The organism is Fulvitalea axinellae (assembly GCF_036492835.1).
In the GTDB taxonomy this organism is placed as follows: Bacteria; Bacteroidota; Bacteroidia; order Cytophagales; family Cyclobacteriaceae; genus Fulvitalea; species Fulvitalea axinellae.
In genome coordinates, this window is the sequence record NZ_AP025314.1 from 604,496 (window position 1) to 618,053 (window position 13,558).

15 protein-coding genes are annotated in these 13,558 nt (G+C 42.0%); 5 read left to right on the forward strand and 10 right to left on the reverse strand.

Annotation, left to right across the window (positions count from 1 at the left end; translation table 11 throughout):
- Positions 1-43 precede the first annotated feature (43 nt).
- The 7 genes from AABK39_RS02475 to AABK39_RS02505 all read right to left on the reverse strand — a co-directional run bounded on the left by AABK39_RS02475 (position 44) and on the right by AABK39_RS02505 (position 6,107).
- A complete protein-coding gene (locus AABK39_RS02475; protein WP_338393340.1) occupies positions 44-538 on the reverse strand; it encodes a hypothetical protein in 495 nt (164 codons plus the stop codon).
- A 101-nt stretch (positions 539-639) separates the two neighbouring features.
- Complete coding sequence (locus AABK39_RS02480) at positions 640-1,260, reverse strand: hypothetical protein (RefSeq protein WP_338393341.1); 621 nt, start codon at positions 1,258-1,260, stop codon at positions 640-642.
- A 134-nt stretch (positions 1,261-1,394) separates the two neighbouring features.
- Complete coding sequence (locus tag AABK39_RS02485) at positions 1,395-1,988, reverse strand: hypothetical protein (RefSeq protein WP_338393342.1); 594 nt, start codon at positions 1,986-1,988, stop codon at positions 1,395-1,397.
- 229 nt (positions 1,989-2,217) lie between these two features.
- Entirely contained in the window at positions 2,218-3,114 is an 897-nt protein-coding gene (locus tag AABK39_RS02490) for a hypothetical protein (protein WP_338393343.1), read from the reverse strand.
- Positions 3,115-3,324: 210 nt separating this feature from the next.
- Positions 3,325-4,086: a hypothetical protein gene (locus AABK39_RS02495; protein ID WP_338393344.1), complete on the reverse strand. Its 762-nt coding sequence runs from the start codon at positions 4,084-4,086 to the stop codon at positions 3,325-3,327.
- 233 nt (positions 4,087-4,319) lie between these two features.
- Positions 4,320-4,751, reverse strand: a complete 432-nt coding sequence (locus AABK39_RS02500; protein ID WP_338393345.1) for a hypothetical protein — start codon at positions 4,749-4,751, stop codon at positions 4,320-4,322.
- Between the two features lie 192 nt (positions 4,752-4,943).
- A complete protein-coding gene (locus AABK39_RS02505) occupies positions 4,944-6,107 on the reverse strand; it encodes a hypothetical protein (protein WP_338393346.1) in 1,164 nt (387 codons plus the stop codon).
- Positions 6,108-6,648: 541 nt separating this feature from the next.
- Between AABK39_RS02505 and AABK39_RS02510 the strand changes: the two genes are divergently transcribed.
- The 4 genes from AABK39_RS02510 to AABK39_RS02525 all read left to right on the forward strand — a co-directional run bounded on the left by AABK39_RS02510 (position 6,649) and on the right by AABK39_RS02525 (position 9,223).
- Positions 6,649-7,548 (forward strand): DUF6268 family outer membrane beta-barrel protein, encoded by a 900-nt coding sequence (locus tag AABK39_RS02510; RefSeq protein WP_338393347.1) that lies wholly within the window; start codon positions 6,649-6,651, stop codon positions 7,546-7,548.
- Between the two features lie 19 nt (positions 7,549-7,567).
- Complete coding sequence (locus tag AABK39_RS02515) at positions 7,568-8,173, forward strand: DUF3267 domain-containing protein (RefSeq protein WP_338393348.1); 606 nt, start codon at positions 7,568-7,570, stop codon at positions 8,171-8,173.
- 5 nt (positions 8,174-8,178) lie between these two features.
- Entirely contained in the window at positions 8,179-8,634 is a 456-nt protein-coding gene (locus AABK39_RS02520; protein WP_338393349.1) for a hypothetical protein, read from the forward strand.
- A gap of 91 nt (positions 8,635-8,725) precedes the next feature.
- Positions 8,726-9,223 carry a hypothetical protein gene (locus AABK39_RS02525; protein WP_338393350.1) on the forward strand — a complete coding sequence of 166 codons (498 nt, stop codon included), beginning with the start codon at positions 8,726-8,728 and terminating at the stop codon, positions 9,221-9,223.
- Positions 9,224-9,461: 238 nt separating this feature from the next.
- Here the strand turns inward: AABK39_RS02525 and AABK39_RS02530 are convergent, their stop codons facing one another.
- The gene (locus AABK39_RS02530) at positions 9,462-9,941 is read right to left on the reverse strand and encodes a VOC family protein (protein WP_338393351.1); all 480 of its coding nucleotides are present in this window, start codon (positions 9,939-9,941) and stop codon (positions 9,462-9,464) included.
- A 75-nt stretch (positions 9,942-10,016) separates the two neighbouring features.
- Positions 10,017-10,832 carry an AraC family transcriptional regulator gene (locus tag AABK39_RS02535; protein ID WP_338393352.1) on the reverse strand — a complete coding sequence of 272 codons (816 nt, stop codon included), beginning with the start codon at positions 10,830-10,832 and terminating at the stop codon, positions 10,017-10,019.
- 485 nt (positions 10,833-11,317) lie between these two features.
- Between AABK39_RS02535 and AABK39_RS02540 the strand changes: the two genes are divergently transcribed.
- Entirely contained in the window at positions 11,318-12,352 is a 1,035-nt protein-coding gene (locus AABK39_RS02540) for an ISAs1 family transposase (RefSeq protein ID WP_338391371.1), read from the forward strand.
- Positions 12,353-12,390: 38 nt separating this feature from the next.
- Here AABK39_RS02540 and AABK39_RS02545 read toward each other — a convergent pair whose 3' ends face one another.
- The gene (locus AABK39_RS02545) at positions 12,391-13,047 is read right to left on the reverse strand and encodes a hypothetical protein (protein WP_338393353.1); all 657 of its coding nucleotides are present in this window, start codon (positions 13,045-13,047) and stop codon (positions 12,391-12,393) included.
- Positions 13,048-13,558 lie beyond the last annotated feature (511 nt).

Genomic DNA, 13,558 nt, shown 5'->3' on the forward strand with positions numbered 1-13,558 from the left:
GAAGATTATGCCAGGCAATAACTATTAGACAATAGAGAAAAGGCTAGCATCCGCAGTGAACTTTTATTTCTACTGTTTTGCTGTGGTACAAAATTGTAAAGTAACAGCCAGCTCCGTTGTCTGTCGGGCCGAATTCTGTCAAGTCCGAGTTCCATTCGTGCTTGATATTCCCCATGGGAGCGCTTTTATATATTGATTCAACCCAATTTACGATGCTTCTTTTATCGGTTTTTGGGAAGACAGCGTTTATGTTTTTTCCTCCGTTCTCTGTGCATTGCTCTAGTGAATAGGTAATCTTCGACTCAAATTTTTGCTTGAAGGCGCATAAACGCTCCTCACCAAAGCTGGATGTTTGTATATCGTATTTCTCTGAGGCTGTTGCGTAGTTCTGGCATAGATAGATGTAGATTACGTCTTGTGAGTAGTTGTTTCTTTGTAGTTCCTCCCTTATTGTTTTCGTATCGGGCGGAATAAGCCTGAAGTCCTGAGCCAGGCCTGCGGCGGGAATCATAAATAAGACCATCCAAAGCAATCTCATAATGGAGTGATATCAACGGTGGGTATTCTTTTTCGTTATACCATATTCCATAACCTGTGTCAGTAAAGATTTCGTATTGTCAAAAGCCGACTTCAAAAAAGCTATTTCCTAAAAGTAGAATACTCCTTCACATCTAAAATTAGCGAATCGTACTGTTTAATGATTTGAACCAGAGGTTTTTCGCTGGGCCTTTCGTTTCTCTGATAGTTTATCATCATCGGGAGTGTGACCATAAATTTCATCATGATTTCCTGGTCATGTAAAGTCACCTCACGCTCGGATATGGTTTGGGCCAAGGCAGTGGTGATGGTAGTGCGTTTCTCGTGTTGTTTTTTCGCTTGGTCAATTATCGCTAAGAGTTCGTTACGCATTACGGAGTCTTTCACCTGTGTGGCGTATTTGTTTATAAAGAACCAATAGTTTTGATTGTAAGCGTTGTAGTTGCGGTAAGCCTTCAAGCTGTCTTCTTCCGCAGTGTGTATCATGTTGATTCGTTCCACTAGAGCCTGAAGCTTTTTGTCCGATTCAATGGCTTCTTCATATAATCGATCAACAATATTCTTCTTGCCCCTGCTGAGTTTGGGAATTAAGGAGCTGTTGTTCGCCTCCTGAAGTGCTTTTGGCGTTTGCGTGTGGCTCTGTACTACAACTTCCGGCTTTTCGCTGGGTGTGCATGATAGGGTGAGAACAGCGATAATGAATAGAAGAGTACGAGATTTCATTGGGCCAAAGGTTAGACGGGGTTATATGTTTTGTGGGCGTATCATTGCCTAGGCTTTGTTTTCGAAAGAAAAGATAGACTTTTGCCGGCATCGATATTTTGGAGAATAACCATGCCGGCAAAGGGTAGGGAAGGCTACTGCTGTTTCATTTTATCCATAATGATTGTCATCGTCCCTTTGGTGGTTACGGTTCCCGCTTCCATTTCATTGGAAGAGGCGACATCGACTTTTAACACCATCATTTCCTCGTCCAAACTCTTTATTTCTATTTGCGAGCCGTCGGATAACGAGATTATGCTGGCCTCGGTGGCGTCAGGAATCGCATCGGATGTGAATATCAGGCCTTTACCCTTTCTGCTCCATGTACCAGTATCTTGTAGCGGACTCATAGCGTCGAATGATTCCTTGAGCTGATCTTTTGGGAACTCTTCCTCAAGTCCAGCCGCAGGTGTGTACTCTTCTATTTTCAAGTCTATATTGCCACTCAAGGTGTACTTATAGGGATCTTCGGAAAACACCATTGTGATATCGATGTTTTGCCCTTTAAACTTTGCGCTCATGACTTCGGTATTGTTTCCCAAAACACCAAGGCTGGCGGTCGCGTCAAAGTTCACGGCGCTTACACTCCATGTTCCTGACAGTTCGTCTGGATTGATCTCATCATTATCGTCACAAGAAAAAAGACCGATAAGCATCAACAATAGTGGCAGGAATCTAAGCTTACTCATGTTTATAATGTTAATTAGTTAAAAATATAAGTCTACAATTTTATGTAGCCAACATGAAAAATCATTTCACAACACAAAGATAAAAAAGAAACAACGATTGGCTGTTTTGTTTAAATGATTGCCATTATTAATAATAACAATTGCAATTAGATTATATTGCCTTATGGTGTAAATTTATTTTTTAGGAGAAAAAATTGATTAATTTTGTTAGCGACAAATTCCATTCTCCCTAACTGTGGGCAACGCTAGCCTCTTTGGCCCGTACCGCACTTTTATACTGCTTTCTAAGCTCCCTGAGTTTAAAGTAAAAATACGGTTTGTGTGCAAGTCCGGCATTTTTGACTATCCATTTCGGCTGCTGTTTTCGGGCGTATGCCGTACTGACTATTGACTTTCTGACTACCTCGGTGCTGATATAGCCCACGCGTGAAGTCGTGATTTTTTTGCCCGATTCGATTTTGTTCTCCTCATAGCCTTTCAGCAACAGAAAACCGAAGCCGATATAAACGGATCCGATCTCGGTCAGCAATTCGTTCTCCTTATCGATTTCCTTTATTATTCCGTGTTTGCGGATCAAGTAGTAGTGGCACATCTCATGCGCAAGAATGGCTACCTTTTGGTGGAAATTCTGCGTTAACGTATCGGAATTAATAAAAATACAGCTCAGGTTGTCAATCATTTCGAATTTGCCCGCCCCAATGTGATCGATCATCATGATTCTTATCGGTTCCTCAATCAGCAAATGCTCGCGCATCATATCGGCGATGCGCTGCAGTTTTCGCTCGACGTTTTGGGTGATCAGATATTGGGCCCCGAGCATCTCGTGACTGAGCTGGTAATTATAGAGGGTACACTTTTTCGGAAGGCGCTCTTTCAGAAACTGTACGGTACGTTCTATTTCGGCGTGGCCGATGCCTGCGAAGAACTCCGGATAGCCCTTTTCTCGGTATTCTTGCACAAGCTCTTTTAGGTTGGGATATTCCCGGCCTCTTTTATTCGCCTCTTCCATCAAAATTTGGAGCATTTCCGGGTGTAGATCGCCCGCCGCCAATACGGTTTTTTCAAACTCCGCATCCGTAGCTTTAGAAATACTCTTCCGCATTTTGGCCAAGTCCAGTCTCATCATTTCCGAGGCTTTTGTTTTATTGTATTTATCGAGTCGTATTGAATTGAAGGAAACTCGAAGAAGGCATAAAAATCAATATAAAATTCAAAAAATCAAATGGCTGGCTTTTCAGAAAAAACTCTGGAAAACGGATTCAGATAGTTATAGGTTTTGGGATATCGTACTTTAAAGGTTGCTTAAATGTGGCTTCCTATGCTTTGCAAATTCGCTTTACTTAAACTTCACTTCGTCCTTAGTCTTTCTCAGGTATCGTAAATTCCTGTTATACATCTTCCGTACGGATTCTTTCAAATACTTTGACCAAGTGTCTTCAGTACCTTGATAGTTTTGAAGCAGGGCCATTGCGTAAGTTGCTACCTGTTCCGGTATATAGCCCGACCTGTTTGCCTGCCAACCTCCGAAAGAGGTGCCTTGCCATTGTTGGAAATTGAAGATGGAATTGCTCAGGAATATTCCGAAACCAAACACGATCACATTCAAATCGGTCAACTCCTCGTCGTTTTCCTCAATACGATTTTCGCCGAGAAGCTTAAAGTGGGAAAGCTCGTGGGCGATGGTGGAGATTAATGATTCGGGATTTTGCAACAATTGTTGCTCAACCCCGATTCGAAACTTTTCGGTTTCGCTTTCCGAATACAAGCCCAAAGTATAGCCGTCTTTCGCCTCCGCTCCATCGGGGTTATAGGTGGCGAATACGCCCTCCTCCTGGAAGTCCATAGGAGCGTCGTTGAAAAAATATAACTCGACAAGCTGACTGTCTATCCCCATGATTTCGCAGGCCTTTTCAAGAGTGTAAAAGGCGTCTTCTTTCGATTGGGTAAACCTATAGTCGAAAAACGCCCTTGTGGGTTCCACGATGCGTACGGACTTCAGAAAATCCGAGCCGTATTCATTCTCAAACCATAAGAAAGCATTTTCTATCCATTCTCTGTCTTCTGGAGTTACAGTGGGTTTTACTTTTCCAAATAGCATGATTCTCTTTAATAAAGGTAAACTGTCTAAACTATTTCGGCTTGGCAAGCGAGTGGGAACGCCGGGGCGGTTGTGGCGATGACCAACGGGTGGTCAATAACACTTTCCGGCGGTAGCCAAAGGCGCGTGAGTACGCGACGCCTTTATATGATGTGTCGTGATTGGGTTTCGGCCACAGAGCTCAAACCCGAATCTCTCCGAATATACATAGAAGAAAAAGCCTGTAAAAGCGATTAGGCGAGCGAGCGTGAGGCTAGCATCTTGCGAAACCCAAATCCGAGAATATAAGCGAAAAAGATTACGACTGTTTTTACTGCGAGAAAGACAATTAGCCAAGAGACGCCCACTGCCATATCGCCAGGGACGTTGCGGTATTCCGGATGGGTAATCCAATACCATTCGACAAAGAGGATGAGTTCGCCGGTAACTATACCGGCCAAACTGATAAGGAACAATCTGATAAAGCTCCGTTTTGAAGACTCCTGCCTATCAGAGGGTTCATACGCCCCGGAAGAAACCAAAGCCAAGACGGCCAGCAATACGTAGATAAGCGGGTGCGCACTATGGGCCGAAGTCAATGGTAACGGAAGATGAAAATCGGTTACGGCGACGCCAATAGCGGCGGGACAGATGGCGAATAGGAGATAAACGGTTAACGTTCTCATAGCAAAAGTTAGTCTGATTAGAATGAAAAAGGCTGGCCCGGCAGAAAAAAGGTGTTCGATCACTGAAAAAATTCCCTTCCCGTCAAACCTTCGGCGAAATCGCTTTTTTTTCGGGTCCAGATTCTTTTACGTGTGGAATGGGAGAGGGGTTTCTCTCGGTCTTTATTCTAGTGCCTTTGATGATACTTGAGTTCAGAACATGTAATCCGTTTCGAAGATAATTCTTCTGATCCTGTTGTTTTGAATTTGGTAATAATGCCACATACCAGTCACTCCTGTTTCAATCATTATGACAGATATATCGCAAGGCTTCATTACGCCGTCGACACCGTAATATTCTAAAACTTCAGCCACCGTAGTTCCGACCCGAAAAGAGTTAACAAAAGCGCATGCCGGTTCGCTGATATCACCGCATACGATTTGGACAACGCCTTGGTCGGTGTCGTTAAAGAACTCTATCGTATCGGTATTGTGAAAAAGTATAAACCTGTCATCGTTAATGTCGCAGTTTGAAAACTCTTCAAATTCCCTTACAATCTGGCTTCTTTTGCTATGTTTTCCGAATGGGAAATAGCCAATGTCATCAGTCGTCGCGATTTTTAGTGTGTCCTTGCGAATGGTCCACTCAATTAAGTCCTCATTCTCTTTAGTGGAATTATTAGGTTTGTTCGTACTGAATACCGCTTCCCTAACTTCCTCAAGACTCATCCAATTCGGCTTCCCGATTCTATCCGGTGCAATTTCAAACGCATCCGCATTGCCTTCTAATAATATGGCGGGGCGAATTAGTTGCTTTTTGAGAGGTGCGATTTCACCGTCCCGTTTGATGCTGTGGTTTAACGATACCTTTACCCGAATATTGCCGGTTGTTTTTTGGGTCGGAACACTTTTCGTTGCCCAAGGGTAGCCCCAATAGGTTTTGTCGTTTGCGCTGATTATCGGATCGAAAAAGAATAACCGTTTCAGGCCTTCCGTTTTTATATTGACATCAAGGATTTCGTAGTCTATGCCGTTCTCATATCCCGTCGCCCGGTATACTTCCGGCTCCGGGTCAGTATCCAGATTGATAAACTGAATGAAATGATAATCGCCCCGAAAATATGAATGGCGATGGAATACGGTATATTCTGGATTTACCCAGATTTCCATTTCTTTCCCCGCTTTGTCGGGTTTAGTGCGTATGATATACCCTTTTTTCCCGTCACCGTTAAAGTCAACCTGTACAACATCCCTGATCTCTTGCTTGGCAATATCAATTATCTTTTTGGGGTAAGTGGTAAGCGTATCGGTTTTAAGAAATCCTTGACTAAGCCCGACGGTAGGTAAGAGTAGAAAGATGATACAAGTTAATCTCATGTTTTAATCTATGTGTATAGAGGGGGCTTTCCGGTTTTAGCTATAAGCACCACTATCCCTTGAATTGCCCATTAATTAAGTACTTGTGTGGGTTATGGTTTGAATTTACAGTCTTTATACTCTCACCTTATAGTAAAATGTAAAAATATTGTGATGATGGAGATTTGAATTCAAAGTAAAACGATGTGAGTTTATTGAAATTCAAGAATATCATAACCACAGAATCATTTCCGCTTGTAGAATACTCTCAACTACGCGTAATGTACAACTAAGTTATCCACGCTTGAATCAAACTAGGTCAATTCTGGTAATTGATAAGAGGTTGATGTTTTTGTTTGTTGATTACGTATTCTACGAATGGAATTATTATCTTTAAAATTGAATTTTGATTATAAATATGATCCAAATTAAGGAAGAGGTAGTGTGTTTCTTCTTCTTATATTTTAAGCGAAATGAATATTTTATAATCTAACACTCGCCACAGTCCTATTTTTAAAACGGCTTTTACGCCTAATACAGTGATCTGTCCTCAAATTAAGCGATGAAAAAATACTTCTTATTGTTTTTGATATTTATTGGCCAGAAGCTTTATGCTCAAGATTTCGAAATGTTTAGCGTCCAGTCAAGTTTCTTCCAGAAGCGGGATATAAAAGAGAAAACGCAGGACGACAAAGTGGCGTATATGGATTTTAGCGTGGCGCTTACCATTCCTCAGGTATTTAATAATTCGGAAACCATTCTGGCGCATACGTTAGAGTATTCGAATTTGAAAACAAAAACGGAATTGGTATCGAACAATTCCTCGAATAAGTATTCTTCGGATTTTCATTCCCTTGCCTATAATTTAAACTTCAACCAGAAGCTTAATGACAAATGGCGGATAAACATAGGCCTTTCGCCTACGCTGACTTCGGACTTTGAGGAGGGGCTTACAAAGAAAGATTTTACGCTTTTGGCAAACGCTTTATTGCTCAGAATGAAAAGCGAGCGTTTGAATTATGGCTTTGGTTTGGTCTTCAGTAACAGTTTGGGAAGAGAATTGCTCCTGCCGTTTGCCGTGCTTAACTACAGCACTGGGCGAAAAACGCTGAACGTTACGTTTCCGCAAAAAATCTCATTGATGTTCAATACCGAAAACAAGAATGTTTTTTACGGTTTCAGCGCCTTTTTAAACGGAGCGCAATATAACACCAATATCAGGAGACAGCAGTTTAGCTTCGTTACCGATAGGGTAAGTTATAGTGACCTGAATCTGGGGGGAACGCTTGAGTTTCGTTTGAAAGGAGGGATTTACGCTAGAACCTCTTTTGGAATGGCTATGTTCAGGGCTTTGGAATTGCAAAACGAATCCAAAGATACGATAGATGTCACACCCAAAAACGGATTGTTTTTCAACACGGGTATTATATTTTATCCATTAAGAGGGAAAGCATCAAAATAAAACAATAATACGGATCAGAATGAAAGATATAGAGAATTTCAAAAAGGAAAAGCTCACCGTTAATCTGGTTTGGGCTAATGTTTTCGGGTTTTTGATATTGGTTCCGATTAGCGTGGTGTATATCACTCCATATTATTTTTTGTGGAACGACGATTCCGGTTTGGCAAGCAAGCTTACCGGGATGAAAGCGCAGGAAGTGGCCTTTGGGGGAATATACGTTCTTGTCGCATTGGTTTTGGGCATTATTATCCATGAATTGATTCATGGCATCACGTGGGCGAGGTTTGCGAAGAATGGTTTCAAGTCAATCAAATTTGGCATACTGTGGAAAATGTTGACGCCGTATTGCCATTGCATGGAACCGCTGAAAGTGAAGGATTATATCAAAGGGGCCATTATGCCCGCTATTGTTTTGGGATTTGTCCCCGCTGTTTTGGCCATTGTTACCGGCCATTTGGGCTTGTTGGCATTCGGTATATTTTTCACCATGGCGGCCAGCGGTGATTTTCTGATTATCAACCTTATCAGAAAAGAGAATATGGAGGATATGGTACAGGATCACCCGTCGGAAGTGGGTTGTTATATTTATAGAAGAGAGGAGCGTTCCGCTGAAGTGGGCAAGTAGAGGTTATGGGTATTGAAGAGATAATTTCGAGAATAGCCGTATTCAGTCCGGATGAGGACGCTGAGGATTACGAAATCAGCGAGTTTTTTGACGAAATCCGGGAGAATGTGCATAAGCTCGGCGGATTGTCGGAAGAGGAACAAAGGCGATTGATAAAAGCACTTTTTCGATATATACGAAAACGGGATTCCGAGGAAGATGAGAATTTTTCGCTAATCCATTTTATCGAGCAAATAGATAAGAGCCTCTTTGACATTTATTACATAGAGCTATTTGAGTTCAACCGTAATCATGGCGCAATTACTTCGGTGTTGTTGCTGAATAGGTTTGTCAATACGCTTGACGGAAAAGAATGGGAAAATGGTGTCGCGCTTTTAAAGAGTATCGCCGATAATCCAGAATATCCAATACTAGTCAAGGAGGGGGCGAAAAGCTTTTATGAGTTTCAGATGGGGAAATAATAGTTTTGATTAGTCCAATCGAGTAAAACAGCTAACTTTTCCTTTTATACAAATCGGGTCTATACACAAATATTTCGAAACAACTCAAATAATGGGACATCACCTTACAGCCTTGATCGGAAAGGACACGATTAGCCGGAGCAAGCTAAAAGAGTATGGTTTGGCAGTGGCGTTTGAAAAAGGCTACGCAATAGTTATTCTAGACGATGAGGCGATGGATCGCTTGGATGATTTGCTTGATAAAGACACGGAAGCTCTTGGCGAAAATATAGAATGGGACTGCGAACTCACGCTGTTTTTGGCGAAGGAAATAGGGCTTGGGGTATTCGCCCTTATCAAAACGGATTATTTCGCCGGTTTAGGAGAACAACACGCCTGCGTGTACGATGGAGGAGACAAAAAGCTGGACAACGTTTGCATTAACACGGTGCTAAGGGAACTTGGTGTAGAATGCGAGGGCGAACAGGACGAGTTCGATAGCATTAACTTGAGCGAGTATCGGCAAAGCGAAATATATTATTGGAACCCCGGAAACTGGGCTGATAAAAAGGAGAATATGATTGGAGGAAGAGTTTTGGATTCCCTGTAGCCATGGGTATAGCAAAGTTAGGTAGGCCTAACCTTTAAACGGTGTGTATGTACTTGAATAAAAGTATCATTGTTTTATAGTTGGCATTTTTTATTCACGTATTCGATGTTTTATTAAATTCAATGCATTCCCAAAAACTAAATTCAGGCCTTTATTTTTCTTCCATAACCGTTATGCTTTTGTATGGAAGAAAAATTTGTAGCCGTATTTGAGAGATCTTTTATCAAATTCACACAAATCAATTAGGAGAATGTAGCCCCATTTTATTCCCTTCCGAATCCAAAAACAACGCAAAAAAACCGCTCTCATCAGCGTGGGGAGTTTTTGGGACGAGTATCTTACCGCCGTTCGGCTCCACTTTGTCAAGCATCACCTGCAGATTGTCACCGCCGTTTAGGTAAATCGTCACGCCGTCGGCAGATGGACGGAAGCCTTCGCCTTTCATTATTACGCCCGTTACCGCCTGTCCTTCATAGGGCATTACGCCTATTTCCAAATCGGGCATTTCCATTTTTTCGATTTTGATATCCAGAACTGATTGGTAAAAACCGATGGCCCGGGAAATGTCGGTGGCCGGAATTTCGAAGATGGAGATAAAGCTGTTCATGTCTTTTACGTTTTGGTTTAAGGTAGAGTCGGATTGCTGTGGGGCGGACTCGCGGTTATCGAACCCTAAGATTAACATCACGACAAGGAGGCTAAGCGCTATTCTTTTCATGTCTCGTAATTAGGATATGGAGACAAATCTAGACTCTCCGCTTGAGCCGGAATTGTAAAAACGCGACACGTAGTCTTATTTGTAAAAAGCGGAGGAGAGTGCCATATTCTCGTTGCCCAGAAACTCTTTCGGGCTGACGCCTGTAAACTCCTTGAAATCTTTGATAAAATGCGCCTGGTCGTAATACTCGTTTTCGTAGGCTATGCGTGTTAGGCTTTCCCCGTCTTCGTTAAGCAACATTTTCAGGGCGCCCTGCATCCGGATCACTTTGCCTAGTTGTTTTGGGCTGATGCCTATCTGTTTAACGAATTTTCTTTCGAGCTTTCTTCTCTTGGATAAATCGTCTTTCAGAATACCGCCGATCGAAGCTCCGCCTTTGGTAGACAACAGGGCGTCGACGGTAGTTTTCACGATATTGTCTACCGTTGCTTGTTCGCTGAGTTTTCCCATCAGAAAGTTTTCGATAATCCCTATCCTTTGTTCGGCGTCAGTGGCTTGGACTATTTCCCGCTCCAACGCCATGGCGGTATCTTCCCCGAAAAGCGTTTCTAGTGGGGTCTCTTTATTGACCAGCGTTTTTATGGGCACGTTTACAAAGTTGGCGAAGCCGAAGGGATAAAAACGGATGGCGAAGGTGTTGACATAGCCCGTGGGTTCTATATAAAAAGGTTCGATGGTTTGCCCCAGCACCATTGCCCTCGGTTGCAGAATAAAATCATTTTCGGAAGTGTAGCGCTTAACGTCTTCGCCAAGTATAAAAGCCATCTCTATAGTGCCGTCAGGAACGATCCTTTGTCTTTGCGGACTGTCCGTAGCCGGAACTTCCAATGTCCAATAACAACTGACCAAGGACTCTAAATCCGGATGGGGCTGAAAAGTACGGTAATCCATAAACTGTTTGTTTTTTGGGAACTCGCTTGTCTAATATGTCGATAATTAGAACTGGTATAAGTACCCAAGTAAGAAAAACAGCTTAAACGCTTGAATAAAAATGGTTTGTTATGTGGTCTGGCGGATTCGTTAGTATTAAACGGTCTTTTTTAAGATGGTTTAATATGATTGTCGATTAGTTTTTGTACGGCGAGATAAATCATTTCTCGAATTCATATCTTCTCGTGAAAGTTGTCGACTTTTATTTACTCTAAAATTCGAATAAGCCAAAAAGGAACAGGGCCTGTTCATAAAGCGTCTGAGAAAATAGGAGCTTACCACCATGAATTGCAATTTTGAATTACCACAAACAAACTTGCGGTTGATGGATAAGCTCCCAAAAAAACGAAATTAATCAATACTACCTCCAGTTACAACTAAGCCTTGTAGACCACAGGAACGCCAAGGGGAAGAAGCACGAACTGGCTTTTGTCGTACTGTGCTTTATGCTTGCCGTATTCAGGAGCGGAGGAAAACTCAATTTCTCACAGATTCACCGCTCAATGAAAAGGGATCACGATTATTGGCGGGATTTCACAGGTGGTAAAAGTAAGTGTTGTGTGAGCCGTGTTCAACTCCGAAGAATCCTGAAGGATACAGATATACAGGGACTTAAGGCGGTTGCTGAAACCACTTTTAACGCAAACGAAACTATAGATCCGCAAGCTCTTCAATGGTTTTCGATTGACGGTAAAGAACTCCGGGGGAGTATCGACAAATCCTCAGGGGACAAACGCGGGGAAAGCGTGGTTCTGGTTACCGCGCAAGAAGATAAAACCAGCAAGGTTGTAGGCTACTATTCGGGTACCAAAGACTCCGAGCGGGGTATTGTCGACGAATATTTTGAAACTCAATCCGGTCTTTCGGGAACGGCTTATACGATGGATGCCCTTCACAATAATTCCGGGTTACTGGAGGGAATCCATGGAAAACGGGGCGTCTACCTTTCACAAATAAAAGGGAACCAGAAAATACTCCGTGAAGACCTTCGAGACATGGAGCGGAGATCAGAATGTTTGGATTATAAAAAGACCGTCGAAAAGGGCCATGGCAGGATCGAAACAAGAATATACCGGACCTACCCGGTGGAAACGGGATGCTTGGAGCGTCGCTGGTCGAATACGGGGATGAGCTGCTTCATACGGGTAGACCGTACCCGTAAAGTCGTTAAAACAGGAAAAACATCAAGCGAGACATCATACTACGTCAGCAATATAAATACCGGTCTTATTGATCAATACAACTTGCCTAACGCCGTAAGGGGACACTGGTCCGTAGAGGCAAACAATAATATGAGGGATACGAACTTCGGAGAGGACGGGTTAAGGAGCCTTGTCTCTGGTATACAGCAAAGTGTTTCATGTATTTTGACTGCTGTAATGAATATTTTGATCCAAAGGAACGCTGGTGAAAATATGAATGAAATGCGAGAGGAGATCGTAGCAGATATAAATTCTATTCACCAATATTTTAATAGATAGACCTTTATGAACAAGCCCTGCAAAAAGGAAGCATTAGGCTATTTGTTAAAAAAGAATTTCCACCTCGCCATATAATAGTTTTTTGCAAATGAATTGTTGGGCTCAAAATGTTTTGCGAAAAATAGCTTTCCGTGTTTATACTTTAAGACGAAGATTCTGCTTTTTACCTTTGCGGAGCTATTCGAATAATTAATTGGCTCGGCTAAAACCCACTTTCCATGTCTTTGCCCATTCTTATGACTTCCTTTTAGTGTAATGTAGTAGCCCTTTTTCTGATTTAGTAATTCACTTTGATCAACAATAAAGAACCCTTCTTTTTTATCTTTTAATATTTTCAGGGCTTGTATTTCAGAGGTGTAGTTTGTTTGGTCATTTCGTATTCTTCTTTGGCAACCTTCAATTTCAAGAATGTTACCATCAGCTGAATTTATCGTTTTGCCAGTGTATAAGACATAGCTTTTGCCAACTTCAGGTTCCCAAAAACAACTGGAATTGATATCGGACGCCCTTAATGTGGTAATAGATTTATTTATATCCCCTTTAAAGACCTCTACGATTTCTATTTCAAATTCAGTGAAATCATTAAGAAGTTGCGTGAAGATATCGAATTCACCTATCGAGTCTTTTTGGTTCAGCGTGGCTTCACAGTTATCCTTCTTCTCGATTACTTTAACTTCGACAATAGTCTCTGACATATCATAAATCTGTAAGTCAAAGCTTTGAAGCATAGCGCACATACAACCCAATGATGTATTTGAGTTGCTTATGAGTAATAGGAGTAGGATTGTGATTTTCTTCATTATTATGAATAGGGATAGAGTCTTGCACCTTTGCGAGAATCCTTTATTGTAACAGTCAAACCGGAAATGCGGATTCTTGCGATAGTTGGAGAAACGGGTTGCTCAGGGATTAACGTCCCCCTTGCCTGACCTATTTCTATACGTAAAAAATACGGTAGCCAGCACAGCCCCCGTAATGACGCCGGCAAATAGATAACTTGCGTGAGTTAATTCCGAATAAGGGATCTCCGTTCGGGGTTTGTACCCAATAAGGCTCGGAATTTTACCGTTAAGGGTATATAGTTTTGCTATCAAAAACAGAAAGCCTGACAATAATATAATTCCGAGTGAGTAGACTTTTTGAAGCCCCCGAAATTTTGCGATTTTGTTGCAGGGTGGATATAGTAGAGGGATGATTACTATAGAT